The sequence below is a fragment of the Schauerella aestuarii genome (assembly GCF_009866805.1).
Classification (GTDB): domain Bacteria; phylum Pseudomonadota; class Gammaproteobacteria; order Burkholderiales; family Burkholderiaceae_B; genus Schauerella; species Schauerella aestuarii.
The window spans coordinates 931,359-957,860 of sequence record NZ_SIZW01000042.1; the positions used below are offsets into that span (position 1 = coordinate 931,359).

The following is a 26,502-nucleotide window of genomic DNA, read 5'->3' on the forward strand; positions in this document are numbered from 1 at the left end:
CCAATCAAACGCCCCGAACGAGGGGGATCAACGGCTCGGTCAGCGGCGTGAGCGCCTCTTCCGCCATCGATGACAAGCGATTGAGCAAGGTGGCAAAGCCCCCTTCCGCCCGACCGATCCGGCGTGAACTGGTTGCGACACGCGGTCGAGCGCTCCAAGCGACGTTGGCGCCTGTAGCGAGAAGCGCATTCACCAAGCCAACGTCCTCACTTAGTGCAAGCGCCGGAAAGCCGCCGGCTCGCCGGTACGCGGTCGCATCCACGCCCAAATTCGCACCATGAATGTGCGTGTGGCCGTCGCAATCCATATACGCCGCCTCGTACGCCTGCCGCACCGCGGCGCTATATGGCGTCCAATCGTCCACGGCGACGACGCCACACACGGCATCCGCACCCAATGACAGTTGATCGGAAAGCCACGTCGCACTCACCTGCGTATCGGCGTCCGTAAAGGCCAACCAACGTGCCCCCATCGTCATCAGCACCGCAGCCCCCGCACCCCTGGCCACACCTACGTTGCGCGCGTGAAGCGTCGCGCTGTGCACGCGACACTGTGACACGATCAACGACGTCGCATCGGTACAGGCATCCATCATCACGAGGATTTCGACCGGCTCGCCGGCCAATGCCGGGTCCACGGCTGCGCGCTGCAGGGCGCTCAGACACCGAGCGATGCTGGCCGCTTCATTATGTGCCGGTACGCAGATGCCGATCATGCCAAGCCTTCGCGCTGGGCGACTGATTGGAGGTCACGCGTCCACACATCGAGGAGGAAGTCGCGTTCGCGATGGGAGACCTGATGATTCAATCCATTCACATTGGTAAAGGCATCGTGCACAGCTTTGGTCTCGAGCTGACGCGCATCGAAGGCATCGCGCCAATGGCAGGCGACGACAACGGCGTCATCCGCCAGTGCGCCTTCCAGCCGCGCGACGAATCGGGCCCAATGCCCCACATCGAAGTAGTACCCCAATTCGCTGACCACAATGAGATCGAATTTTCCGGGAGGCCAATCGTCGGGTAGCGTGCCTTGCGTGATGGCAATGCGCCCGCATCCTGGGAAGCGCGCGCGAGCTTGCGACACTGCGCGGGGGTGCAAGTCCATGGCGACCACGGCGTCACAGCGATCCAGAAGCAGTTCCGTGAAATCGCCATTGCCGCACCCGGGCTCAAATGCCCGATGAAAGCGCTCACGCGGCAACACCGCATCGAGCAGCTTGCGTTTGCGCGACTCATACCAGCGGGTCTTGATGGACCACGGGTCGTCCTTCGCACCATAGAGCGCGTTGAAATAGGTCACATCCACGGCATCCGCGCCAGGCCGCGCCATCGACGCGCCATCATTCAACGCTGCCGGGATGTCGTGCTCATTCACAAGCGCCACGGATCGTCTCCCTCAACCGTTTCGGCAATATGTCTTCCGATGGCGGCCAGATCGCGGTCGCCATGACTCTGCCGTACAAACACCGGCAGATCCGCAAATCGCCGGGCCATGTTTTCGTCACGACACATCGGGCCGGCACCTAGAACCCCAGCCGCCTGTTCCAGCACGACGCGTACGGTGTCCTCGACTGCGCAGCGCGTACGCAACGTCAGGACACGGGCGTCGCGATGCGGCCAGGCATCGATCTCTTTCCCCGCCACGATCAACAGCGCTCGCGCGCTGGCCATGGCGCGATCCACACGCCCGAGCGCCGCTTGATTGAGCGCGTCGCCGCGCCGGGCCACCGTCCGGCGCATGGCATCCGCGATGGGCTGCAGCCCGCCAAACCAGCACGCTGCAATCCCTGCGCCACCATGCCAGAACCCTGGTCGGCCCACGTACTCTCCTGGCATGCCTACCGGATAAGCGACCGCATCGTCGAACAGCACATCCACACTTTCCGTCGCCGCCATACCCACCGCATGCCAGCCGTCTTCGGTGATGCGCACGCCTGGCTGACGGAGATCCACGGCGGCCAGCATGGCGTCGCCGTTTGGCGTCCAACAGCTCACAAGGGCGTGGGTCATGCCGCGCGCGCCCGAGCACCACGCCTTACGTCCGCGCAGGCACAGCCGACCGGCTGCATCCACACTCGCTTCAACCCGAGCGTCCGGCGGCTCGGCCGCCCATACCGCCCACACCGACCGATCGTCTGCTACCGCACGCGCGAGCGCCGACGGCACACCCAGCTCCGCCAGGATGGCAATCGCGTCCGCGTGTGCCTCAAACAGCTTGATCAAGGTCATGTCTTGCGCAGCGACCTCGGCAAAAGCGCGCCAGCGCATCAGCGTCGAACCCGAGCCGGGCTTGGGCAGGCTGCCATAGCGGGCAATCACGCCTATGAGCCGTGTCAATGGCGGATAGCCGCGGCCTGCTGGCGTGCCCGCAGCCGGCATGGCAGCCGCAGCAAGGCGATCCGGAACAAGGATGGTGTCGGGCATAAGTTGGAGATAACCGGAAAAGGCGCGCGAACCAGGGAATAGCGGTCGCGAACACGGTTAGAGCAATCGACGTACCCACTTGTATGCCAACCTTTGATATTGCCAAGAACGCGAGGTAAGTCCGTCCGGTTTGCGTATTCGTGCTTAAAAAACCGGACTGCAATACGTAAGATCAAGTTACGGTCCACCGCGCGCTTGCTCTTGCGTGCGTCGCGCCTAACCGACAACTTACCGAGGAGACCGATGAACCCGATCCGCACCCCCACGCCGCCGACGCTACCGGACACCTTTGGCACCCCTCAACCCCAGGTTGCCGCGCCACGTCGATATTCCCTCTCGGCAAGGCCCCGCCATAGCATCCGGATCGCCATTCTCGACGACCATCCCATCATCACCATGGGCGTCACCAACTACCTGTCCACCCAGCCGGACTTTGAAGTCGTACATGCTGAAAATTCGAGCGCGCGCCTCATCGAGCGATTGCGTGCCGAAGCCTGCGACGTGGCCATTCTGGATTTCTATATGCCGCTCGAACCCTCAGATGGCGTCGACCTGTTGCGCCGCGTGCGCCGCAATTTCCCCGAGATCACCATCATTGCGTTTTCGGCCGGCCGGCGCGATCACACCGAATACGCCGCCTACAAGGCCGGCGCCAACGCTTACCTCCCCAAACAGGAACGTCTGCCCATTTTGCCGGGGCTGATCCGCATGGCGATGGAGACGCCACGATCGTTCTTCAGTTGCCGAGATGGCAAAGTGCTCAACAGCCGACCCATGCGCCCGGATGAGCGACTGACGACCGCAGAAGTGGAAATTCTTCGGCACATCGTCTTGGGTATGTCCGTCACTCAAATCGCGCGCAAGCTTCTACGCAGCAAGAAAACCGTGAGTACCCACAAGCGGCGAGCGATGGGCAAACTAGGACTGTCGGACGACCTTTCACTGGCCCTCTACTTGCGAGACAAGTTTGGCCAACCGATGGACGCATGAGACATGATCAGGCGCAGGAGCACGGCCCGAAAGAATGATGATTCGTCCATGAACTGCGTTACCGAGCCGGGCGCAGGCGCGAGACGATGGATCTTTCTGCTGGATGAGTGCGTTTGAGCCCGGGCAACTCACGCTTGAGCAGCATGGGTCGAAAATCTCTCACGCAAACGAAAAACCCCGCAACGAACGAGTCGTTGCGGGGTTTTATGTGATTCGATTGACACGTCAATCGAATCACACGCATTTTGGTAGGCGATACTGGGATCGAACCAGCGACCTCCACGATGTCAACGTGGCGCTCTAACCAGCTGAGCTAACCGCCTGCGAAGAAAGAGATTATATCCTGTCTTTTTAGCGTTCGTCAACTCGTGTCCACACAGATTTCGGAATCGGTGTTTCATCGGCACTGCGAACCGCCGCCACGAACGCTTTGATCCGCGCGTCATCCTTGATTCCTGGACCCTGCTCCACACCACTGCTGACGTCCACTGCCCAGGGATGAGTGTGGCGAATCGCGGTGCAGACGTTGTCCGGCGTCAACCCGCCAGACAATATGATTCGCGGCGCGTCGATCTCGGCGCGCACGTCGGTCAACAATCCGTGATCGAAACCGTGGCCACTGCCGCCATAGCCTGCACTGTCGCTATCGAAAAGCCAACCCGCCGCGCCGGCGAATGGCCGTGCCGCCGCCAGTACTGCCCGGCCATCGGGGATCGCCGCGGCACCCACCCTGAACGCGCGCAGATAAGGATGGCCAAAGCGCGCACATTGGTCCGGAGTCTCGTCGCCATGAAACTGAAGCAGGTCCGGCCGTACGGCGTCCACAACTCGCTCTACTTCTTCGTCGGTCGCATTGACGAACAACGCCACGAGCTGCACAAATGGCGGCAGTGCGCGCCGCAATGCCGCAGCTCGCTCAGGGGTGACGTAGCGCTTGCTCTTCGCATAGAACACCATGCCAATCGCATCGGCACCGGCAACCGCAGCCGAAACCACATCCTCTTCGCGCGTCAGTCCGCAGATTTTGATTCGTGTACGCATGGCTTTCCGTCAGGAAAAATTGAGATCGAGGTTGGATGAGGACTTGCTCCCCCGCCAAATGCCTACGTGCTACACCGAAGCATAGCGCGCGCGTCGCCCGGTGAACGCTAGCGTGACAGAAAGGGCGCCAGTAGCGTCGCCGCACCATCCAGATCGCCAAGATCGAAACGGGACTCGTAAGTGATCGCCGAGAGGTACAAGCCATCTGGCGAAAACGTGGCGGCGGCCTGGGTGCGATCGCGTGCCGCCAGTAACGCAAGCATCCAATTCGGTTCTTGCCGCCTCTGCCCGATTTGCAAAAGCGCGCCCATGAGGTTGCGAATCATGTGATGCAGGAACGCGTTGGCTTCGAATGTGAACACCACAAACGAGCCGATGGCCGCAATCTCCACGCAGAGCATGGTTCGCACAGGATGCTTCGCCTGACATTGCGACGAGCGAAAGCTAGAGAAATCGTGCGTACCCACCAACGCCGCAGCCGCTTGGCGCATCACGTCGATATCGAGTGGCTGATGACACCACCCCACTTTGCCGGCCCATAGCGTGGGTCTGGTTCGCCCCTGCCACAACACGTACGTGTACCGCCGGGCGCGTGCAGAAAATCGCGCATGAAAATCGTCGGGCACTTCACGCGCCCACTGGATACCGATACTGGGCGGCAAAAACGTGTTGACGCCTCGCACCCACGACTCTTCGCGTCGAATCAATGCAGTATCCAAATGCACCACCTGCATGGCGGCATGAACGCCGGTGTCGGTGCGACCCGCACATATCGTGGGCACTGGCGCGCCGGCAAACTTGGCCAATGCGCGCTCCAGCTCGTCTTGTACCGTCACACCGTGCGGCTGCGTCTGCCATCCTTGCCAGGACGCGCCATCGTAGGCGAGCCCCAGTGCGATTCTCGGCATGGATCAGCCTTGACGCCGAGGCGGCGTGGGCTCGTCCGACGGCGGCTCGTCGAGGTCGAGATTGATCTTGCGCAGACGCGGATCGATTTCAACCGGTGCCACCGACGGCGCGACGCGACGAAAATCGTCATCATCGGCATCGCCGTCGTCGTCATCTTCGCGGCGCGCGGCAGCGCGCCTGAATGCCCACGCCACGATGAATGCCACGATCGCCAGCAGCGCCGTGATCACCACCAGCAAATTATCCGAAAGCCAAGCCGGCAATGACGACGCACTTTCGCTGTCGTTCGCACTCGCCGTACTGGCGGTGCCGCCGAGTGCTGTGGGTGCAGCCGCACCCGGCGAACCGATCGCAGCGCCCGCCGTCCCACTTGAGCCTGCGCCTGTGCCCGTCTGTGAACCTGTGCCGGATCCCGTGTTCGGCCCGGTGCCGCCCGGTATGCTACTGCTCCCCACGCCGCCGGCACTCGGCGCGCTGCTGCCTGCACCGGTGCCTTCTGCGGCCGCGCCCGAAGCGCCAGTCGCGCCGCTCGCGGCCGATGTGCTGCCGGTTGCCGTCGCAGGACCGTTTTGCGCGTTCGCGCCTGGGTTCGTCGCGCCTGGACTCGTCGCGCCCGGGCTCGTTGTGCCTTGAGTTGCTCCGCCTTGAGTTGCGCCCCCTTGCGCTGAAGGGACCGACTGAGCCGTGCCTGCAGACTGTGCGCCTGCACCAGCCTGGCCGACAGCGCCGGGCTGACCTGCGGCCCCCGTCTGCCCCACGGCGCTGGATTGGCCTGACCCGCTCGTCTGCGGTGAGGTGCCTGACGGATTCGTCTCACTCGTTTGACTTGGGCTACCGACGCCATCCGCTGCGGATCCCGGAACGGCGGTTGCCCCAGATTGGCCTGCCGTGCCGGGCTGGCCTGTGACAGCCACCGGATTGACCGAACCCGGCGACGCCCCACCGGTGACGTTCGCACCGGCAGCGCCGCCCACGCCGGCACCACCGCCAGTGCCAATGCCAGTGCCAGTGCCAGCACCAGCAGCAGCAGCAGCAGCAGCAGCAGCAGCATTGGAACCCAAACCTGGCGCTGCATTCGGACTCGTCGCGCTTCGATTCAGCGCATCCACATCGCGCTGCAACGCGTCGACCCGACCGCCTTGCTCAGCGAGCGCGCGCGCGTTGGCAGCGCGTGCCTCCTCCGGCGAGGCACTCCCCGCGTTGCCGCGACCGCTGGCGGTATTGCTTGCCCCACCACCCGCAACCGTATTGCCAGCACCTGAGGTGCCAGAGCCTGATGCGCCCCCGCCCTGCCCCATCGCCCCGGCGGTGTTCCCCGCACCGGCACCGGCCGCTGCACCAGCACCAGCACTGCTACCTGCACTTGCCCCAGCGGCTGCCCCTGCGCCGCCAGCGGCTGCATTGCCCGCACCACCCGCTCCGGCGGCCGTGCCGCCCGCGCCTGAAGGACCTGTCGTCGACACCGCTTCGTCGCCGGCAGAGAGCCGCAGACGATCCTGAGCGCGATTCGCACCTGCGGCACCGCTGCCGTCAGTGCCTTCCACCCGGCCACTTGCCCCTGCACTGCCAACCGAGGGTGCCAGCGCGGCGCCACGTGCGGCACGCCCGCGATAGACGTCGAAGTCGGCCAACTGCTGCAAATAAAGGCGCTTGGCGTCTTCGGGGTTTTCCGCGCGAATCGTGGCCGCATCCGGCACCGTCAAGCGCGCGCCGGTTTTGACCAGGTTCATATTGCCCTGGATGAATGCGTCCGGGTTGGCGCGCCACATCGCCACGATCATCTGGTAATAGGTGGCCCCCGATACCCGCCGCGCCATCGCAATTTCCGACAACGTGTCGCCGCTGCGAACAGCGACGGTGCGTGCACCTCGAGGCGCGCGGGGCGCGGCCGATGCGGCGGGTGCCTGCTGCACAGCCGGTGCGCGAGCCGGCACGGAAGCTCTGTCTACGGGTGAAGACTCCGGCCCAGCAAGAGGCAAATCGGGGGTATGCCAGCCCTGGGCATCAGGCTGCGCCAAGACCGTGAATTGAACTTGCCGCCTGCCGGTAGGCGACGTACTGATCAACAGAATGTCGATTGCGGAGTCGGTCGGTGCCTGTGTCGACGAAATGCGCAACACGCGTGACGATGGTGTGGCACCCGGTTCAAGCGCAACACGAAACGTCGACAGCGGCGCGGGCGGCGTCAGCCCGGCTGCCTGCCAGGACGCTGCATCGGCGAGCCCGACACGCAGGGTGTCGACCTCCTGTGCCGTCAGATTCGTCACGGGAACCGAGACCAGCAACGGCGCACCCGCTGGCGATAACACGCGTGCATGCCCGAAGTCGGCTGCCACGGCGGGCGCTGCCGCCAAGGCGACGAAAACGACGGCAAGCGCGGACGATAGCGGCGCACGTGTGTGCGACGAAGTTCGGATAAGGCGTGCGATCATGAACAGATATCCGTTGGGAAAGCTATCTGGACACCGCCTCGACGACGGCGCGAGGAAGAAAAAATGCGCGCCCCTGAAGGGCGCGCGTTACATCAGGCTTCCGAAAGCGCGATGCGGAGCATCCGGCGCAGCGGTTCGGCCGCGCCCCACATCAACTGATCGCCCACAGTGAAAGCGCTCAGATATTCACCACCCATCGACATCTTGCGCAGACGTCCAACGGGAATATCCAAGGTGCCCGTCACCGCCACCGGCGTCAAACCGGCCATCGACGCTTCCTTGGTGTTGGGAATGACCTTCGCCCAATCCGTGCCCTCGGCAATCAGGGCTTCAATTTCATCCAGCGGCACATCGCGCTTGAGCTTGATGGTCAAGGCCTGACTATGGCAGCGCATGGCGCCAATGCGCACGCACAACCCGTCGACCGGCGTTTCGGCCGTGCCGAACGCAGCGCCGCGGCCCAGAATCTTGTTCGTTTCGGCGCCGGCTTTCCATTCTTCGCGCGATACGCCATTGCCCAGATCCTTGTCGATCCAGGGAATCAAGCTGCCGCCCAACGGCACGCCGAAATGTTCCTGCGGCAAGGCCGGGTTTTTCTGCATGTCCAGCACGCCACGATCGATCTCGAGAATCGCCGAAGCGGGATCGTCCAATAACGGACGCACCGATTCATTCAACTGGCCGAACTGCGTCAGCAACTCGCGCATATGCTGCGCGCCGCCGCCCGATGCCGCCTGGTAGGTCATGGACGTCATCCAATCGACCAGATCGTTATTGAACAAACCGGCCAAGCCCATCAGCATGCAGCTGACCGTGCAATTGCCACCTACAAAATTACGCACGCCGCGCGCGAGCGCAGCGTCGATAACCGGCCGATTGACGGGATCGAGCACAATGATCGCGTCATCGGCCATGCGCAGCGTGCTGGCGGCATCGATCCAGATGCCCTTCCAGCCCGCATCCCGCAACTTCGGATAGACGGCCGACGTGTAGTCACCGCCTTGCGCCGTGACGATGATCGGCAGCTTTTTAAGGGCGTCAATGTCATGAGCATCCTGCAACGCGCCGGCGCCATCAGCCCATTTCGGGGCGGCACCACCTGCGTTGCTCGTCGAGAAAAATACCGGCTCGAACAGGGAAAAATCGTTTTCATCACGCATGCGTTGCATGAGAACCGAACCCACCATTCCTCGCCAGCCGACAAGGCCCACTGCTTGCTTCATTTATCCGCTCTTAAAATCAAAGTTAATCGTCGGCGCGGCAAAACTGCCGCGCCCAGAGGGCTGAAATCAGCCTGCCAACGCCTTCAACACTGCATCGCCCATCTGGGCCGTGCCTACCTTCTCGGTGTTTTCCTCGAAGATATCGGCAGTGCGATAACCGGCCGCGAGCACTTTGCGCACCGCCGACTCGATACGGTCGGCCTGCGCCGGCAATCCTAAAGAATACCGCAACAACATCGCGGCCGACAAAATCGTCGCCAATGGATTGGCGATATTTCGCCCGGCGATGTCCGGCGCCGACCCGTGGCTGGGCTCGTAGAGACCCTGCCCCGAAGAATTCAGCGAGGCGGACGGCAGCATCCCGATGGAGCCCGTCAGCATGGCTGCTTCATCGGAAAGGATATCGCCAAAGATGTTGCCGGTGACGATCACGTCGAACTGGCGCGGCGCCTTGACCAACTGCATGGCCGCGTTATCCACATACATGTGCGAAAGCTCGACGTCCGGATATTCCTTGGCCACGTCGATGACGATATCGCGCCAGAACTGCGATGTTTCGAGCACATTGGCTTTGTCGACGCTGCACAGCTTGCGATTTCGCTTCTGCGCCGATTCGAAACCGACCTTGGCGATACGGCGAATTTCCGACTCGGCATAACGCATCGTGTCGTACCCTTCGCGTTCGCCGGCAAACTGGCCGTCGACCGCCGTTCGCACGCCACGCGGCTGACCGAAGTAAATGTCACCCGTCAATTCGCGAATGATCAGGATATCCAGGCCCGAAACGATTTCGGGCTTCAGCGACGACGCGCTGGCCAGTTCCGGGTAGAGAATCGCCGGGCGCAGATTGGCAAACAAACCCATTTGCCGGCGCAACCCCAAAATGGCCTGCTCGGGGCGATGCTCGCGCGGCAATTTGTCGTATTTCCAGTCGCCCACCGCGCCAAACAGCACGGCCGAAGACGCCTGCGCCAATGCGAGCGTTTCCGGCGGCAACGGATGCCCCTTCAAATCGTATGCGGCACCACCCACGGGCGCTTCGTCGATCGACAGATCGAGATCCAGCGCTTTGAGCACGCGTACGGCCTGCTCCATGATTTCCGGGCCGATGCCGTCTCCAGGCAATACCGCGATCTTGTGCGTCATATCCACATCCAAAAATAAACGTTTTAAAAGCCGATTGCGTCTGCTCCCACAGACGCAATCGATGCCCTGCTATGACCGCCCGATGCGGTCAACGAATCAGCGGTTGACTCTCAAGCCAAGGATGACGCGCAAGACGCTCCGCTTCGAAGCCACGAATCTTGTCCGCCTTCTGCAGCGTCAATCCGATATCGTCGAACCCGTTGATCAGACAATACTTGCGAAACGGTTCGATATCGAACGGGAGGCTTTCGCCGCCGGCCGTCACGACCTGCTGCGATTCAAGATCGATACGCAAACGGTATCCAGGGAATGCCTTGACCTCGTCAAACAGCCGCGCCACTTGCATTTCCGACAATACGATCGGCAACAGGCCGTTCTTGAAGCTGTTGTTGAAAAAGATATCGGCATACGACGGCGCAATGATCGCGCGAAACCCGTACTGCGTCAGTGCCCAGGGCGCATGCTCGCGGCTCGAACCGCAGCCGAAATTCTTGCGCGCCAGCAAAATCGACGCGCCTTGGTAGCGTGCATGATTGAGCACGAAATCGGGGTTGATCGGTCGCTTGGCGTTGTCCATCCCAGGCTCGCCGTGGTCCAGATAGCGCAATTCGTCGAACAGATTGGGGCCGAAACCCGTGCGTTTTATCGACTTCAAAAACTGCTTGGGAATAATCAGGTCGGTATCGACGTTCTCGCGATCGAGAGGCGCCACCAAACCATCGAGTGTTTTAAAGGCTTCCATCATGCTCACCGAAAAGTTCTAACGTCGACGAAATGGCCGGCCACAGCGGCAGCGGCCGCCATGGCAGGGCTGACCAGATGCGTACGGCCGCCCTGACCCTGCCGGCCCTCGAAGTTGCGATTGGAGGTGGACGCGCAACGCTCGCCCGGTTCGAGACGGTCGGCGTTCATCGCCAGACACATCGAACAGCCTGGTTCGCGCCATTCGAAGCCCGCTGCCAGAAAGATCTTGTCCAACCCTTCCTGCTCGGCTTGCAACTTGACCAGGCCCGACCCCGGCACCACCATGGCTTGCTTGACGTTCGAGGCGACATGCTTGCCTCGCGCAACGGCAGCGGCCGCCCGCAGATCTTCGATCCGCGAATTGGTGCACGATCCAATGAAAACGCGATCGACGCGAATATCGGTCAACGGCGTATTGGGCTTGAGACCCATATATTCAAGCGCGCGAACCATTCCGCTGCGGCGCACATCGTCTTTTTCGCGATCGGGATCCGGCACCCGGCTATCCACCGGCAACACCATTTCCGGCGATGTACCCCAGGTCACCTGCGGCTTGATATCGGCTGCTTTCACATCCACCACGCGATCGAACGTCGCGCCGGCATCGGAGTGCAGCGTGCGCCAATAGGTGACGGCTTGCTCCCACAGCACGCCCTTGGGCGCGAACGGCCGGCCGCGGAAGTAGGAAATGGTTTTGTCGTCAACGGCCACCATGCCGGAACGGGCACCTGCCTCGATGGCCATGTTGCAGACGGTCATCCGGCCTTCCACCGACAGCCCACGGATGGTGCTGCCGGCGAATTCGATTGCGTGACCCGTGCCGCCAGCTGTGCCGATAATGCCGATCACATGCAGCACGACGTCTTTGGCCGTACAGCCCACCGGCATGTCGCCCTCCACCCGGATGAGCATGCTTTTCGCTTTCTTCATCAACAGGGTTTGGGTGGCCAGCACATGTTCAACCTCGGACGTGCCGATGCCGAACGCCAATGCGCCCAACGCACCGTGGGTACTCGTATGCGAATCGCCGCAGACCACCGTCATGCCGGGCAGCGTGGCGCCCTGCTCGGGTCCGATCACATGAACGATGCCCTGACGCAGGTCGGTCATGCGAAATTCGGTGATCCCATACTTTTCACAGTTGTCATCCAGCGTGTCCACCTGCAGTTTGGACACGGGATCGTCAATACCTTGCGCACGATTCATCGTGGGCACATTGTGATCCGCCACCGCCAGGTTGGCGCCGATCCGCCACGGTTTGCGGCCCGCCAGCGACAACCCTTCAAAGGCTTGCGGACTGGTGACCTCGTGCAGCAGATGCCGGTCGATATACAGCAAACAGGTGCCGTCTTCTTCCTGGTGGACGACGTGCGCGTCCCACAGTTTGTCGTAGAGTGATTGAGGCATGGTGCCCTCTCTGGCTGGTCTTGGCGCGAAATCGCGTTGGACGTCCATTATCGGCACCGAATTAACCTAGCACAAGACCAGTTCTCATACTAGTACAATCACCACTATCCTGAGAGGGGTCCTAAGGCTTTGGCGGCGTCACGCACTGCGCGCGGTGCATCATTGCGTGGTCGATCAGCACCAATGCCAGCAGCGCCTCGGCGATTGGCGTCGCTCGAATGCCGACGCAAGGATCGTGGCGGCCCAACGTATGCACTTGTACCGGCGCGCCCGTCGAATCGATCGAGCGGCGATCGATCCGAATACTGGAGGTAGGCTTGATCGCCATCGACACCGTGATGGGCTGGCCACTGGAAATGCCCCCCAGTACACCGCCCGCATGATTGCTTAAAAATCCGTCGGGCGTAATCTCGTCGCCGTGCTCCGATCCGCGCTGGGTAATGGCGCCGAAGCCGGCGCCGATCGAAACACCCTTGACCGCATTCAGACCCATCATCGCGTAGGCGATATCGGCATCGAGACGATCGTAAAGCGGTGACCCCCACCCGGCCGGCAGCCCTTCTGCCACCACTTCGATGCGAGCACCGATCGAATCGCCGTCGCGCCGCAGGTCATCCATATAGTCTTCGAGTTGCTGAACGATGCCTGCGTTCGGCGCGTAAAACGGGTTCTTCGACACCTCGTCCCAGCTCTCGAACGGGATCTCGATCGGACCCAACTGGCTCATGTAGCCCCGAATCGTTACGCCGTAATGCGCGGCAAGCCACTTCTTGGCAATGGCGCCAGCAGCCACGGTGGGCGCAGTGAGACGCGCGGAAGATCGTCCGCCACCGCGAGGATCGCGCCGGTCGTACTTCTTTTGGTAGGTGTAGTCGGCGTGCCCGGGACGGAAGGTTTGCGCGATCGCAGAATAGTCCTTGCTGCGCGCGTCGGCATTGCGTATCAGGAGTCCGATCGGCGTCCCGGTCGTCATGCCCTCATACACCCCTGACAGGATTTCGACCTGATCGGGTTCCTGACGCTGCGTGACGTGGCGCGATGTTCCAGGACGACGGCGATCGAGTTCGAACTGGATGTCCGCTTCGGTCAGTGGCAGGCCCGGAGGGCAACCATCCACAACGGCGCCGATGGCCGGACCGTGCGACTCACCGAAGTTCGTCACGCAAAACAATTTACCGAAAGTATTGCCGCTCATCACATGACCTACCTCGAACAGCGCGTGCCGCACTGCTTCGAGAAAGTGAATAAATCGTTGGAAGGAGAAAGCCGGAATTATGACATTCCGGAATCGGCCAGCCGATCCACGCAACGTGGCCGCCATTTCCGCCAAGGAAATTTGGCCATCCTGTCCAACGCCAATGCCGCCACCAGTGGTAAATGTTGCCGCCCTTTCATTTATCGCAATCGCTGGCGGCTCCCAAAGGGGAGCCACCCATCGGCACTGCGATCTGACAGGGCTCATTTAGATTGAGGATCCGTGAGCAGGCCGCGGCCGACGCACACCATGCGCCGCAATTCAAAGCGAGCCAGAGCGCTGGCGCGCCATCAAAAAAAATTGGCTCAGGTACATCCAAATGGATCGCCGATGCGTATAGGCACAAAGGCTTAGGACTTTTGTCAGACTCGATCCGTCACCGTTTTAATCGTCAGCGTCGTCTGGTGCTCACTTTTTGTAATCCGAACGCATGCAAGCTCATCAATTTGCGAATTAACAACACCTGAATAGGCTGCGATGTGACGCCATAAATGCCTGCAATTGTGCAGAATTGAACGTAAAAAATTGCGAATACGATTCCTATCGCCTTGGAAAGGCAATAAAGTGACATATAACGTATCAGATCGTTCGTTTCGCAACGTTTCTATACCCAACGCTATCGGTTCGATAGGCAATCACATGCAACTTGAGTGACAGTTTCTTTCTATACTTTGGCTCGAGGACACAGGCCATTCGATCTAATCCCAAAGGCTGGCAGTGACCATTACAAACCTTGGAGATATTTGATGTCCCATCGCTTGCCGCTGCGAGCCTTGGTTGCTGCAATCGCATTGTGCGGGACCACCGCGCAGGCCCAAAACGCACAGCCGGTCACGAGTTTGAATCGCATTGTTGAACAGACGCTGCTGACGAATCCGGAAATCCAGACCCGATACCAAGATTTTCGCGCGTCGCTTGAAGGGCAGTCGGTCGCGCGCGGCGGTTTTTTGCCTCAGGTGAATGCGCAAGGCTCCTATGGCCGTGAGTACCGCAGCAACGTGCCCGACGCCGGGTCGTATAGCTGGACTCGTCCTGGATATAGCCTCGAGCTGCGCCAGCTTCTGTTCGACGGCTTCCGCACCAACAACGACGTCAAACAGCTTGGATTCACCAAGTTGGCGCGCTATTACGATCTCATGGCCGTCACGGACGAAACGGCCTATGCCGCCATCCAGTCTTACGCAGACCTGCAGCGCAACCGCGAGCTCGAAGAGCTGGCCAAGCACAACTTCGATTTGCACCGCGACACCATGGCGCAAATTCGTGAGCGCGCGATGTCCGGCGTCGGCCGCTACGTCGATCTCGAGCAGGCGTCGGGACGCCTCGCCTTGGCGCAGACGAATCTGTTTACGGAAAGCGCAAACGTCTTGGACGTGACGCAACGTTATCGCCGCATCACCGGCGCGAGCCCGATGGCTGACATGTTGCCCATTCCGGACATGTCGAATCGCCTTCCGGATCACCCCAAGGATTTTTCCGACTCGATTCGCCGCAATCCGAGCTTCCTCTCGACGCAGGCAAGCGTACAAGCTGCGAACGCAGGCATCAAGGTTGCCCAAAGCAACTATTCGCCCAAGCTGGAAGTCGTCGCCACAACCGGGCGAGATCAATCCGAAGCCGATCCCGCGTATCGCAACGTGCAAAGCAGCAGCGTCCAGCTCGTCGCTTCGATGAACCTGTACCGCGGCGGCGCGGACGCCGCCCGTGTACGTCAAACGTCCGCGCAAGCTTACGCCGCACGGGATCTGCGTAATTACACCTGCCGCAATATCCAGCAGGATCTTGCCGTGGCGTGGACGAACATCACTCGCTTGCGTGAGCAGATGCCCTTCCTCGTTCGTCATGAGCAGTCGACGAACAAGGTGCGCGATGCGTATCGCCAGCAATTCAACATCGGTCAGCGGTCATTGCTCGATTTGCTGGATACCGAGAACGAACTTTTCGAATCGCGTCGCGCGTTGGTCAATGGCCGCTACGACCTGCGCCTGGCCGAGTACCGCTGGCTGACGTTGTCGCACCGCCTGCTCAGTTCCCTTGAACTGATTCCGGCGCGCGACGATGTGCCCGAAGAAGAGCGCCTGCTCGAAAGTGACGAGAACATCATTGAAATGTGCGCAACCGATGCGCCCGATCAGGCGCGCTTGCAGCCGGTAAAGGTGGAATACAACGAGGGCGTCCTGCCGCCCACATTGACGCCGCTGTACCCGACCTCGGGCGCATCGCCCGCGCCGGCGACCGCTGCGGGAATGCCCGGGGCAACCAGCACACCTCGCTATGCGCCGGTGCGTGCCGCGCCCATCGCACCCGAAGACCGTGCCATGGCGCGCCCGACATCCCCCGCGGGCATGCCCGCTGCGACGCCCGCGCGTCAACCCTGAACGACTCGAGCCATGGCTAACGACGACAAAGATTTTTCAAAACTTGATGCGGACTTCGTTCGCGTGTTGGAAGACCTGGTCGACACGTTGATCGCCAACGGCACACTGCGGCTGACCGATCTTCCGATCCAGGCGCAGCAGAAACTCAGTCAGCGCAAACAACAGCGCCGACGACTCACCGAGGATTTGGATCTTCTAGATGACGACGACGGACAAGTTATCTGAGCCCGCTGCAAGCACATGGCGCGCCGACCCGCGAGCCACGCACGAGGACCCCTTACTGGATTGCCTGGTTGAACTGACGCGCATTCACGGCGTACCGGCGACGGCACAAGCGCTCTCGTCCGGACTCCCGCTCGTCGACAACCGGCTGACGCCGTCCTTGATGCCGCGTGCAGCGGCGCGGGCGCACATGTCTGCGCGTACCGTCAAGCGCACCCTGGACCGCATCGAACCGGCGTTGCTGCCGGCGATTCTTATGCTTAACGGCAACCGCGCCTGCGTCCTGTTGAAGTCGGAAGGCGGCGTTTATTCGGTGGTATTTCCGGAGTCGGGTTCCAGCGCCGTCGACCTCGATGCCGAAACCCTCCAGGCGCAATTCAGCGGCCTGGTGTGTTTCGTTCGTCCGCAATTTCGCTTCGAAGCCCGATCGCCACAGGTGGCCGATGTGCGCGGGCGCCATTGGTTCTGGGCCGCGATTTTCGATAACCGCAGGCTTTACCGTGACGCGCTGATTGCCGCGTTGCTGATCAATATTTTTGCCTTGGCTACACCGCTCTTCACGATGAACGTGTACGACCGCGTGGTGCCCAATAACGCCGTCGAAACCCTTTGGGTGCTGACGATCGGTATCGGCCTGGTCATTCTGTTCAACTTCATCCTGACCACGGTGCGCGCGTACGTTGTTGACGTGGCGAGCAAACGGGTCGATACGCGGCTTTCGTCGCTGATCATGGAACGTGTGCTCGACCTGCGCATGGAGGGCCGGCCCGCGTCCGTCGGCTCTTTCGCGGCCAATCTGCGCTCATTCGAATCGATCCGCGACTTCATCGCGTCGGCCAGTATCACCACCTTGGTCGATCTCCCGTTCATCGTGCTCTTCCTGGCCGTGCTGGCGTGGATTTCACCCTGGATGGTGCTGCCACCCATCGTCGCCATCATCATCGTCCTGCTTGTGTCGCTTGCTGCACAGGCGCGGATGGAAACATTGACGATGTCGTCGTATCAAGCCAGTTCGCAACGCAATGCCACGCTCGTCGAGGCATTGACGGGCTTTGAAGCCGTCAAGACGCTGAATGCGCAGGGCGCGATGCAGCGCAATTGGGAGCGCTCCACCGAGTTCATCGCCCAAACCGGCGGCAAGCTCAAACTCATTTCGTCGACGACCGTGAACTTCGTTCAGGTCATGCAGCAACTCGTCTCGATCAGCGTGGTCGTGATCGGCGTATACCTCGTATCCGAAAGCAGCTTGTCCATGGGCGGCATCATCGCGTCGTCGATGATCGCGGGTCGCTGCCTGGTGCCGCTGGGCCAGGTGGCGGGCTTGCTGATGCAATATCAAAACGCGCGCACGTCACTTTCCTCGATCGACAACTACATGAAGCTGCCGGTCGAGCGGCCGGCCGATGCCAATTTCCTGCATCGCCCTGTTTTTCACGGTGCCCTGGAATTTCGCGACGTGACGTTCGGTTATCCCGGTAGCTCGCAAGCGGCCCTGAAGAAAGTCACCTTGAAGTTCGCCGCCGGCGAGAAGGTGGGCATCATCGGGCGCATCGGCTCGGGCAAAACCACGCTCGAGAAACTGGTTCTGGGCCTGTACGCGCCCACCGAAGGTGCCGTGCTGATCGATGGCATCGACGTGCGCCAGGTCGATCCCGCCGATCTGCGGCGCGCGATCGGTTATGTTCCTCAAGACCCCACCCTTTTCTATGGCACGCTCAAGCAGAATCTGGCCATGGGTGCGCCCTTTGCCGACGATGCAAATATTCTTGCCGCGTCCGATCTTGCCGGCGTCACCGAATTCGCAAACCTGAACCCGAAGGGCTTCGACATGCTGATCGGCGAGCGCGGCGAATCGCTTTCCGGCGGACAGCGCCAATCGGTGGCCGTGGCGCGCGCGCTGATCAACGATCCCCCCATCCTGCTCTTGGACGAGCCCAGCAGCAATATGGATCATCAGAGCGAGGCGCGCTTGAAAGAACGCTTGCGCTCCGCGAGTGCCGACAAAACCGTCATCCTGGTCACGCACCGCACGGCGCTGCTCGATCTGGTCGACCGGTTGATCGTGATCGATGCCGGCACCGTGGTCGCAGATGGTCCTAAAGAACAAGTTGTCGAGGCCTTGCGCCAAGGCCGCGTTGGACGGGGAATGTAAAGATGGACATCAACCCTGCCACGCCCCGCCCCGGTTTCTTCGCACGCCTCGTACGGGCACCGCGCGATGTGTTCGTATTCATGTTCGATCGTCTGCTCGAAGGCACCCGCTCGGGCCTGCCGAAAGAACGCACAAAATTTCCCGACGATGCCGAATGGGCCATCGCACAGCAGGATGCGCGCGGCTCGCGGGTGCTGCTCTGGTTTGCGCTCTTCGTCGTGCTCATCCTCATTTTGTGGGCCGCATTCGGCTACATCGACGAGGTCGTGCGCGGTGAAGGCAAGGTTGTGCCCTCACGCCAAGTGCAGATCATCCAAAGTCTGGATGGCGGCATCGTCCAGGAAATCAACGTTCGTCCGGGCCAAACCGTCACCACCAACGAAGTCCTGCTGAAAATCGACTCGACGCGCTTTTCGTCCTCCTTGGGCGAAAACAATGCCGACTACCTGAGCCTCACGGCGCGGGCCGCCCGGCTGCGGGCCATCGCTACGGGTGAGCCCTTCGTCGCGCCGCCGGATGTCCTGAAAGAAGCGCCCGCCTTGGTGGAAGCCGAGCGCAATGCCTGGAGTTCGCGCACCACAGAAATCAATGCCGCAGTATCGGTGGCGCGTGAGCAATACAAGCAACGTCAGGAGGAGCTTCGCGAAACGATCGCCAAACGCGATCAAGCGCAGTCGGGTTGCTCATTGACGTCGCGTGAACTTCAAGTAACGCAACCGCTTTTAAAGAGCGGCGCAGTGTCGGAAGTCGATCTGCTGCGTTTGCAGCGCGACGTCGCCCGATTCTGCGGCGAGGCCCGCGGTGCCGCCGCCCAGATCGATCGCATTCAGTCATCGATCAAGGAAGCCGAAAGCAAGATCGCCGAAACCGAACTCACCATCCGCAACCAGGCGCGCAGCGAATTGTCCGAAACGCAAGCCAAATTGTCGACGCTCGAGCAAGGCAAGCTTGCCCTGGCGGATCGCGTACGTTTGGCCGAGATTCGTTCGCCGGTGAACGGCACCGTCAAAACGGTCTTTTCCAACACGGTAGGCGGCGTGGTTCAACCCGGTAAGGACATTATTGAGATTGTCCCCTCGGACGACACGCTCCTGCTCGAGGTACGCGTGCAACCGCGCGACATCGGCTTCCTGCGTCCCGGACAAGAAGCCGAAGTGAAATTTACCGCCTATGACTTCGCGATCTACGGTGGCCTGAAAGGAAAAGTGGAAACGATCGGCGCCGATACGATTACCGATGAGCGTGGCAACTCGTTTTACATCGTTCGTGTACGGACCGATAAGTCGACGGTCGGCGACCTGAACTTCCCCATCATCCCCGGGATGGTGGCCGAAGTGCATGTGCTCACTGGCAAGCGCACCGTCCTTCAGTATTTGTTGAAACCCGTTCTGCGGGCGAAGGCAAATGCATTCACTGAACGCTAAGTGCGAGAATCCTTGATATGGCTCAACTTCCCGTGCTCCTGCTCACCGACGACGATGTCCTCTGGCAACGTTGGCGCGAACTGAATACCAACCGCTGGCTCCCTGCCCGTGGGCATACCTTTGCCGATCTCGTCCGGTGGCAGCAGAATCGCCGTCAATTGGCGCTGATCGATATGGACAGCAAAACGCTGCCGGCCGCAACCCGTGCCGAATGGAGGCCCTTGCTCGCCACCATGCAGCTGATCGCCACGACCTCGCACCCTTCCGACGATGCAGGTACCCAGGCAATCGGGGCAGGCTTCAGTGGCTATTGCCACGCCTTCGCGCCGCCTGAGACCTTGTCTCAGGCACTGGAAGTTGCCTGCGCCGGGGAAATCTGGATGGGGCGATCGCTCGTTACACGCCTGCTGCGCATGGTGGATCAACGGCTGCCCGCGCAGGCATCGTGGGCCAGCCACAAGCTCACCGATCGTGAAAACGACGTGGCGCGGCGAGCTGCAGTAGGCGACTCCAATCTGGTTATCGCCACCGCGCTAGGCATTACCGAACGCACCGTCAAGGCGCATATGTCTTCGGTATTCGACAAGCTGAACGTGGCCGATCGGCTGCAGCTTGCCCTGCTCGTTCATGGGATCGGCCAGCGCCAAGTCGCCTGATTTGCAGCGTGCGGCGCACCTGCCAACGCTGTGACGAAGCCGGGCCCCAGTGGGAGGCCATCCCACTGGGCCGATTTGCCCGCAAATCTCGCAAATAAACGACGATCGCAGCGGCAAGCCCAACACTTACAAAATAAGTCTGCAGACCTGTCCTTAAGGACAATGCCATCAGCCTCCCGGCTAACTAGTATCTCATCCATATTGGTTAATCCTGGAGTGCCTCATGGCCACCGCTGCTTCCGCCACCGTTACCGTCGTCAAACTCACTGGTCAAGCCTGGATCCGCAATCGCGATGGATCGCTGACTGAGTTGCACGAAGGTGCGAGGATTCCGGTCAACAGCGAAATCGTGACGGGTCCCGGCGCGGAATTGGAGCTCCAGGCCCAAAACGGCATGCCCGTGGTCATCGGTGCCGAACGCGAACTGCTTTATACGGGTGACATCGAAGACATTCCGGGCGACGCCTCGGAAGTCAAAGTCGCCCAGCTTGGTGATACCGACACCGAACGCCTCATCGCCGCATTGGAAGCCGGTCAGGATCCTTTCGACGTGTTGGATCCTACGGCCGCCGTGTCGCAAGCCGGTGGTGGCGGCGACTCCGGTGGCGGCGGCAATGTGTCGCGTCTGCTTTATGTGGTGGAAACAACCACGCCGTTGAGCTTGTCTTATCCCTCGCCGGGCGTCCCTGCAGCAGACAACATTACCCTTGGCGATCTCGGCAACGGCGGCGCGGCGGCGACTGCAGCGGCGCCCACGACTCCCACCACGCCAGTCACGACCACGCCGGCCACGAATACGCCGGCTACCGACACGCCGGTCACGACCACACCGACGACAGATACGCCCAACACCGACACCCCGGCAGTCGAGACACCGGTCACCCCTGCGCCCGCGCCCGCCGTCAACACCGCGCCTGTCGCGGTGAACGACGCCTTCGGCACCACGCAAAACGTCGGCTTGACCGGCAACATTCTGACTAATGATCGCGATGCCGATGGCGACACGATCAGCGTGGTGTCGGTCAATGGCCTGACGCTCTCGAACGGCACCGTCACTCTGGCAGGCAGCAACGGTGGCAGCTTCACCGTGGCCAGCGACGGCACCTACACCTTTGCACCCGGTAGCGCCTTCCAAAGCCTGGGCGCTGGCGCCACCGCCATCACCACGGTGTCGTACACCATCACCGATCCAAGCGGCGCCACATCCACCGCCACGCTTCAAGTGACGGTTACGGGCACCAACGACGCACCCGTGCTCACGACTGGCGTCACCCTGGCCGGTCAGATCAACACCGATGCCGACACCGTCAACGTCGGCGTTGCCAACCAATTCCGCGATCCCGATGCGGGCGACACCCTCACCTACTCGGCCACGGGCTTGCCTGACGGCCTGTCGATCAACAGCGCAACGGGCGTGATCTCCGGCATTCTCGCGAGCTCCGCATCGCAAGGGGGTCCTGATGGCAACGGCGTCTACAGCATCGTCGTCACCGCAACGGACGGCTCAGGTGCGAATGTCTCGCAAACCTTTGCGTGGACCGTGTCCAACCCCAGCCCCGTCGCCGTCGACGACTTCGCGATCGGTAGCGAGACGGCGGCCGTGCAGGGCAATCTGCTCACCAACGACCGCGATCCGGATGGCGACACCATCACTGTGACCCAGGTCGCCGGGCAAACACTTTCCGCAACCGGCGTGGTCGTGAGCGGCTCCAATGGCGGCACGTTTACCGTGCTCGCCGATGGCAGCTACACCTTTGCCCCGGGCAACGACTTCCGCAGCCTCATCAACGGCGAATCCGCCACGACGCAGATCACTTACGTCATCCGTGACGCCGATGGCGCAACGTCGACGGCGACGCTGACGGTGACCGTCAATGGCAGCAACGACGCGGCCGTCATCACCCCCGCTGCGCCGGGCGCAGACGCCGGCACTGTCACCGAAGACGCCACCGACACGACCACGTCGGGCAAACTGAACATCGTCGACCCTGATGCCGGCCAAGCGGTGTTCACCGCGCAGCCCGGTACGGCTGGCGTGTACGGCAACTTCTCGATCGACGTCAACGGCAACTGGACCTATGCCCTGAACAACGCTGCAGCCAATGTGCAAGCGTTGGCACAAGGCGAGCAACGCCAGGAAATCTTTACCGTGACGTCAGCTGACGGCACGGTGTCGCAAGTCACGATCACCGTTATCGGCACGAACGACGCGGCGGTGATCGCCGGTCAGGATTCAGGCACGGTCACGGAAGACAACGTATTGACGGCTTCCGGAACGTTGACCGTTGCGGATGCGGACGCTGGTCAGGCGACGTTTACCGCACAGACCGGCACTGCCGGCACGTACGGTTCGTTCTCGATTGGTGCTGATGGCGCGTGGACGTACACGCTCAACAACACTGCGGCTAACGTTCAGGCGTTGGCGCAAGGTGAACAACGTCAAGAGATCTTCACGGTCACTTCGGCTGATGGCACCGTCTCGCAAGTCACCGTGACTGTGATCGGCACCAACGATGCCGCAGTTATTGCAGGTCAAGGCACCGGCACGGTTACCGAAGATCAAACCACCACCGCTTCGGGCACGTTGACTGTCACGGACGCGGACGCTGGCCAAGCCACGTTCACGGCACAGACCGGCACCGCTGGCACGTACGGTTCGTTCTCCATCGGCACCGACGGCGCCTGGACGTACACGCTCAACAACACTGCCGCCAATGTTCAGGCGTTGGCGCAAGGTGAGCAACGTCAAGAGATCTTCACTGTCACTTCGGCTGACGGCACGGTCTCGCAAGTCACGGTTACCGTGATCGGCACGAATGACGCGGCCGTCATTGCCGGCCAAGGTACTGGCACGGTAACCGAAGATCAAACCACGACTGCCTCGGGCACGTTGACCATCACCGATGCCGACGCAGGCCAAGCCACGTTCACGGCACAGACCGGCACCGCTGGCACGTATGGTTCGTTCTCCATCGGCACCGACGGCGCCTGGACGTACACGCTCAACAACACGGCGGCTAACGTTCAGGCGTTGGCGCAAGGTGAACAACGTCAAGAGATCTTCACGGTCACTTCGGCTGACGGCACGGTCTCGCAAGTCACGGTCACCGTCATCGGCACGAACGACGCAGCTGTCATTGCTGGCCAAGGTACGGGCACAGTCACCGAAGACAGTGTGCTGAATGCTTCGGGCACATTGACCGTCACGGACGCCGACGCTGGCCAAGCCACGTTCACGGCTCAAGCCGGCACCGCCGGCACCTACGGTTCCTTCTCCATCGGTACCGACGGTGCTTGGACCTACACGCTCGACAACACTGCGGCTAACGTTCAAGCGCTGGCGCAGGGTGAACAACGCCAAGAGATCTTCACCGTTACTTCGGCTGACGGCACAGTGTCGCAAGTCACCGTTACGGTGATCGGCACCAATGACGCCGCGGTTATTGCAGGACAAGGCACGGGTACCGTCACCGAAGACAGTGTGTTGACGGCCTCGGGCACGCTGACCGTCACTGATGCTGACGCAGGCCAAGCCACGTTCACGGCACAGACCGGCACCGCTGGTACCTACGGTTCGTTCAACATCGGCACCGACGGCGCCTGGACCTACACGCTCAACAACACTGCGGCTAACGTTCAAGCGCTGGCGCAAGGCGAACAACGCCAGGAAGTGTTCACGGTGACTTCCGCTGACGGCACCGTCTCGCAAGTCACGGTTACCGTCATCGGTACCAACGACGCAGCTGTGATCGCTGGCCAAGGTACGGGCACGGTAACCGAAGATCAAATCACTACCGCATCGGGCACGTTGACCGTCACAGACGCTGACGCTGGCCAAGCCACGTTCACCGCACAGACCGGCACCGCCGGTACCTACGGTTCGTTCTCCATCGGCACCGACGGCGCATGGACGTACACGCTTAACAACGCCGCAGCTAACGTTCAAGCGTTGGCGCAAGGTGAACAACGTCAAGAAGTGTTCACCGTCACGTCTGCTGATGGCACCGTATCGCAAGTCACGGTCACTGTGGTTGGCACCAACGACGCAGCTGTCATTGCTGGTCAAGGTACGGGCACGGTCACTGAAGACCAAATCACCACAGCATCCGGCACGTTGACCGTCACCGATGCTGACGCTGGCCAGGCCACGTTCACCGCACAGACCGCGACTGCTGGGACGTACGGTTCGTTCTCCATCGGCACTGGTGGCGCCTGGACCTACACGCTAAACAACACCGCAGCTAACGTTCAAGCGTTGGCGCAAGGCGAGCAACGTCAAGAAGTCTTTACAGTCACGTCCGCTGACGGCACCGTCTCGCAAGTCACCGTTACCGTTGTCGGCACTAACGACGCTGCAGTCATTGCCGGCCAAGGCACGGGCACCGTTACTGAAGACAGCGTGTTGACGGCTTCGGGGACGTTGACCGTGACCGACGCTGATGCTGGTCAGGCAACGTTTAATGCACAGACCGCCACTGCTGGAACGTACGGTGCCTTCTCGATTGGCACAGACGGCGCCTGGACCTACTCGCTCAACAACACCGCAGCAAACGTTCAGGCATTGGCACAAGGCGAGCAACGCCAGGAAGTCTTTACGGTGACGTCGGCAGACGGCACGGTTTCGCAAGTCACCGTCACCGTCATTGGCACCAACGACGCAGCAGTCATCGCCGGCCAAGGTACGGGCACGGTTACCGAAGACCAAACCACCACCGCTTCGGGAACGTTGACAGTCACCGATGCCGACGCTGGTCAGGCCACCTTCACGGCTCAAGCCGGAACCGCGGGCACCTACGGTTCGTTCTCCATCGGCACCGATGGCGCATGGAATTACACGCTCAATAACGCCGCAGCTAACGTTCAAGCGTTGGCACAAGGCGAGCAGCATCAAGAAGTATTTACCGTCACCTCGGCTGACGGCACCGTCTCGCAAGTCACCGTGACGGTGATCGGCACGAATGACGCCGCAGTGATCGCTGGTCAAGGAACGGGCACCGTTACTGAAGACAGTGTCTTGACTGCTTCGGGCACATTGACCGTGACCGACGCTGATGCTGGTCAGGCAACGTTCACCGCACAGACCGCCACTGCTGGAACGTACGGTGCCTTCTCGATCGGCACGGATGGTGCCTGGACTTACACGCTCAACAATACCGCCGCCAACGTCCAAGCGTTGGCACAAGGCGAGCAACGCCAAGAGGTATTCACCGTTACCTCGGCTGACGGTACCGTCTCGCAGGTCACGGTCACTGTTATCGGCACCAACGATGCCGCAGTCATCGGCGGGCAAAACTCCGGTACAGTCACTGAAGATCAGATCACCACTGCCTCGGGCACGTTGACAGTTACCGACGCTGACGCTGGTCAAGCAACATTTACCGCTCAAACCGCCACCGCTGGAACGTATGGTTCTTTCTCCATCGGCACCGACGGTGCATGGACGTACGCGCTGAACAACGCCGCCGCTAACGTTCAGGCGTTGGCGCAAGGCGAGCAACGTCAGGAAGTGTTTACGGTCACCTCCGCTGACGGCACCGTTTCGCAAGTTACGGTCACCGTGATCGGCACCAACGACGCTGCAGTCATTGCCGGCCAAGGCACGGGCACGGTTACCGAAGACCAAATCACAACCGCTTCAGGCACCTTGACGGTCACCGATGCTGACGCAGGGCAAGCCACGTTTACGGCTCAAAACGCCACCGCCGGAACGTACGGCGCCTTCTCGATAGGCACCGACGGCGCCTGGACCTACACGCTCAACAACACTGCTGCGAACGTTCAGGCATTGGCACAGGGTGAACAACGCCAAGATGTATTTACCGTCACGTCGGCTGATGGCACCGTCTCGCAAGTCACCGTTACTGTTATCGGAACGAATGACGCTGCTGTCATTGCCGGCCAAGGCACGGGCACGGTTACTGAAGACCAAACCACCACCGCTTCGGGAACGTTGACCGTCACCGATGCCGACGCTGGTCAGGCCACTTTCACCGCTCAGACCGGCACTGCCGGCACCTACGGCTCGTTCTCCATCGGCACCGACGGCGCGTGGACCTACACGCTTAACAACAACGCTGCGAACGTTCAAGCGTTGGCGCAA

19 protein-coding genes and 1 tRNA gene are annotated in these 26,502 nt (G+C 61.3%); 8 read left to right on the forward strand and 12 right to left on the reverse strand.

The window, feature by feature from the left end:
- Positions 1–4: 4 nt before the first annotated feature.
- The 3 genes from EYW45_RS19360 to EYW45_RS19370 are packed head-to-tail and all read right to left on the reverse strand — an operon-like array spanning position 5 to position 2,423.
- Positions 5–715, reverse strand: coding sequence for a glycosyltransferase (locus tag EYW45_RS19360; RefSeq protein WP_161137032.1), 711 nt, complete (start codon positions 713–715; stop codon positions 5–7).
- Entirely contained in the window at positions 712–1,383 is a 672-nt protein-coding gene (locus tag EYW45_RS19365; RefSeq protein WP_328703656.1) for a class I SAM-dependent methyltransferase, read from the reverse strand. Before EYW45_RS19365 ends, EYW45_RS19360 begins: the two co-directional genes overlap by 4 nt.
- Positions 1,371–2,423 (reverse strand): acyl-CoA dehydrogenase family protein, encoded by a 1,053-nt coding sequence (locus tag EYW45_RS19370; protein ID WP_235939119.1) that lies wholly within the window; start codon positions 2,421–2,423, stop codon positions 1,371–1,373. Before EYW45_RS19370 ends, EYW45_RS19365 begins: the two co-directional genes overlap by 13 nt.
- A gap of 243 nt (positions 2,424–2,666) precedes the next feature.
- On the opposite strand from EYW45_RS19370, the gene EYW45_RS19375 reads away from it, so the two are divergent.
- Positions 2,667–3,413: a response regulator transcription factor gene (locus EYW45_RS19375; protein WP_202444794.1), complete on the forward strand. Its 747-nt coding sequence runs from the start codon at positions 2,667–2,669 to the stop codon at positions 3,411–3,413.
- 246 nt (positions 3,414–3,659) lie between these two features.
- Here EYW45_RS19375 and EYW45_RS19380 read toward each other — a convergent pair.
- The 9 genes from EYW45_RS19380 to aroC all read right to left on the reverse strand — a co-directional run bounded on the left by EYW45_RS19380 (position 3,660) and on the right by aroC (position 13,510).
- Positions 3,660–3,736: transfer RNA gene (locus tag EYW45_RS19380), tRNA-Val, on the reverse strand.
- Between the two features lie 28 nt (positions 3,737–3,764).
- On the reverse strand, positions 3,765–4,454 hold the full coding sequence (locus EYW45_RS19385; protein WP_161137033.1) for a phosphoribosylanthranilate isomerase: 690 nt from the start codon (positions 4,452–4,454) through the stop codon (positions 3,765–3,767).
- A 107-nt stretch (positions 4,455–4,561) separates the two neighbouring features.
- Entirely contained in the window at positions 4,562–5,362 is an 801-nt protein-coding gene (gene truA, locus EYW45_RS19390; protein WP_161137034.1) for a tRNA pseudouridine(38-40) synthase TruA, read from the reverse strand.
- A gap of 3 nt (positions 5,363–5,365) precedes the next feature.
- A complete protein-coding gene (locus EYW45_RS19395) occupies positions 5,366–7,795 on the reverse strand; it encodes a FimV/HubP family polar landmark protein (protein ID WP_161137035.1) in 2,430 nt (809 codons plus the stop codon).
- A gap of 92 nt (positions 7,796–7,887) precedes the next feature.
- Positions 7,888–9,018 (reverse strand): aspartate-semialdehyde dehydrogenase, encoded by a 1,131-nt coding sequence (gene asd, locus EYW45_RS19400; protein WP_161137036.1) that lies wholly within the window; start codon positions 9,016–9,018, stop codon positions 7,888–7,890.
- Positions 9,019–9,084: 66 nt separating this feature from the next.
- Positions 9,085–10,164 carry a 3-isopropylmalate dehydrogenase gene (gene leuB, locus EYW45_RS19405; RefSeq protein ID WP_161137037.1) on the reverse strand — a complete coding sequence of 360 codons (1,080 nt, stop codon included), beginning with the start codon at positions 10,162–10,164 and terminating at the stop codon, positions 9,085–9,087.
- Between the two features lie 88 nt (positions 10,165–10,252).
- Positions 10,253–10,906 (reverse strand): 3-isopropylmalate dehydratase small subunit, encoded by a 654-nt coding sequence (gene leuD, locus EYW45_RS19410; RefSeq protein WP_161137134.1) that lies wholly within the window; start codon positions 10,904–10,906, stop codon positions 10,253–10,255.
- 5 nt (positions 10,907–10,911) lie between these two features.
- The gene (gene leuC / locus EYW45_RS19415) at positions 10,912–12,315 is read right to left on the reverse strand and encodes a 3-isopropylmalate dehydratase large subunit (RefSeq protein WP_161137038.1); all 1,404 of its coding nucleotides are present in this window, start codon (positions 12,313–12,315) and stop codon (positions 10,912–10,914) included.
- Between the two features lie 121 nt (positions 12,316–12,436).
- Positions 12,437–13,510 (reverse strand): chorismate synthase, encoded by a 1,074-nt coding sequence (gene aroC / locus EYW45_RS19420; protein ID WP_161137039.1) that lies wholly within the window; start codon positions 13,508–13,510, stop codon positions 12,437–12,439.
- Positions 13,511–13,513: 3 nt separating this feature from the next.
- Here aroC and EYW45_RS19425 point away from each other — a divergent pair, with 3 nt between their 5' ends.
- From EYW45_RS19425 to EYW45_RS19455, 7 genes are all read left to right on the forward strand, one after another.
- Complete coding sequence (locus EYW45_RS19425; RefSeq protein WP_161137040.1) at positions 13,514–13,786, forward strand: hypothetical protein; 273 nt, start codon at positions 13,514–13,516, stop codon at positions 13,784–13,786.
- A 530-nt stretch (positions 13,787–14,316) separates the two neighbouring features.
- Positions 14,317–15,948, forward strand: coding sequence for a TolC family outer membrane protein (locus tag EYW45_RS19430; protein ID WP_161137041.1), 1,632 nt, complete (start codon positions 14,317–14,319; stop codon positions 15,946–15,948).
- Between the two features lie 12 nt (positions 15,949–15,960).
- Positions 15,961–16,173 (forward strand): hypothetical protein, encoded by a 213-nt coding sequence (locus EYW45_RS19435; RefSeq protein WP_161137042.1) that lies wholly within the window; start codon positions 15,961–15,963, stop codon positions 16,171–16,173.
- Positions 16,148–18,322 carry a type I secretion system permease/ATPase gene (locus tag EYW45_RS19440; protein ID WP_161137043.1) on the forward strand — a complete coding sequence of 725 codons (2,175 nt, stop codon included), beginning with the start codon at positions 16,148–16,150 and terminating at the stop codon, positions 18,320–18,322. The genes EYW45_RS19435 and EYW45_RS19440 overlap by 26 nt, the downstream gene beginning before the upstream one ends.
- Positions 18,323–18,402: 80 nt before the next feature.
- Entirely contained in the window at positions 18,403–19,746 is a 1,344-nt protein-coding gene (locus EYW45_RS19445) for an HlyD family type I secretion periplasmic adaptor subunit (RefSeq protein ID WP_407924941.1), read from the forward strand.
- Positions 19,747–19,763: 17 nt separating this feature from the next.
- Positions 19,764–20,402, forward strand: coding sequence for a response regulator transcription factor (locus EYW45_RS19450; RefSeq protein ID WP_161137045.1), 639 nt, complete (start codon positions 19,764–19,766; stop codon positions 20,400–20,402).
- 223 nt (positions 20,403–20,625) lie between these two features.
- Positions 20,626–26,502 (forward strand): VCBS domain-containing protein (locus tag EYW45_RS19455; RefSeq protein ID WP_202444795.1); only part of this gene is annotated, 5,877 nt, incomplete at its 3' end.

Coding starts and splice junctions, on each gene's coding strand:
- EYW45_RS19425 (WP_161137040.1), top strand. CDS start 13,514: ATGACCTACCTCGAACAGCGCGTGCCGCACTGCTTCGAGAAAGTGAAT.
- aroC (WP_161137039.1), bottom strand. CDS start 13,510: ATGAGCGGCAATACTTTCGGTAAATTGTTTTGCGTGACGAACTTCGGT.
- EYW45_RS19430 (WP_161137041.1), top strand. CDS start 14,317: ATGTCCCATCGCTTGCCGCTGCGAGCCTTGGTTGCTGCAATCGCATTG.
- EYW45_RS19385 (WP_161137033.1), bottom strand. CDS start 4,454: ATGCGTACACGAATCAAAATCTGCGGACTGACGCGCGAAGAGGATGTG.
- EYW45_RS19370 (WP_235939119.1), bottom strand. CDS start 2,423: ATGCCCGACACCATCCTTGTTCCGGATCGCCTTGCTGCGGCTGCCATG.
- EYW45_RS19395 (WP_161137035.1), bottom strand. CDS start 7,795: ATGATCGCACGCCTTATCCGAACTTCGTCGCACACACGTGCGCCGCTA.
- EYW45_RS19445 (WP_407924941.1), top strand. CDS start 18,403: ATGTTCGATCGTCTGCTCGAAGGCACCCGCTCGGGCCTGCCGAAAGAA.
- leuD (WP_161137134.1), bottom strand. CDS start 10,906: ATGGAAGCCTTTAAAACACTCGATGGTTTGGTGGCGCCTCTCGATCGC.
- EYW45_RS19375 (WP_202444794.1), top strand. CDS start 2,667: ATGAACCCGATCCGCACCCCCACGCCGCCGACGCTACCGGACACCTTT.
- leuB (WP_161137037.1), bottom strand. CDS start 10,164: ATGACGCACAAGATCGCGGTATTGCCTGGAGACGGCATCGGCCCGGAA.
- asd (WP_161137036.1), bottom strand. CDS start 9,018: ATGAAGCAAGCAGTGGGCCTTGTCGGCTGGCGAGGAATGGTGGGTTCG.
- truA (WP_161137034.1), bottom strand. CDS start 5,362: ATGCCGAGAATCGCACTGGGGCTCGCCTACGATGGCGCGTCCTGGCAA.
- EYW45_RS19360 (WP_161137032.1), bottom strand. CDS start 715: ATGATCGGCATCTGCGTACCGGCACATAATGAAGCGGCCAGCATCGCT.
- EYW45_RS19450 (WP_161137045.1), top strand. CDS start 19,764: ATGGCTCAACTTCCCGTGCTCCTGCTCACCGACGACGATGTCCTCTGG.
- leuC (WP_161137038.1), bottom strand. CDS start 12,315: ATGCCTCAATCACTCTACGACAAACTGTGGGACGCGCACGTCGTCCAC.
- EYW45_RS19440 (WP_161137043.1), top strand. CDS start 16,148: ATGACGACGACGGACAAGTTATCTGAGCCCGCTGCAAGCACATGGCGC.
- EYW45_RS19435 (WP_161137042.1), top strand. CDS start 15,961: ATGGCTAACGACGACAAAGATTTTTCAAAACTTGATGCGGACTTCGTT.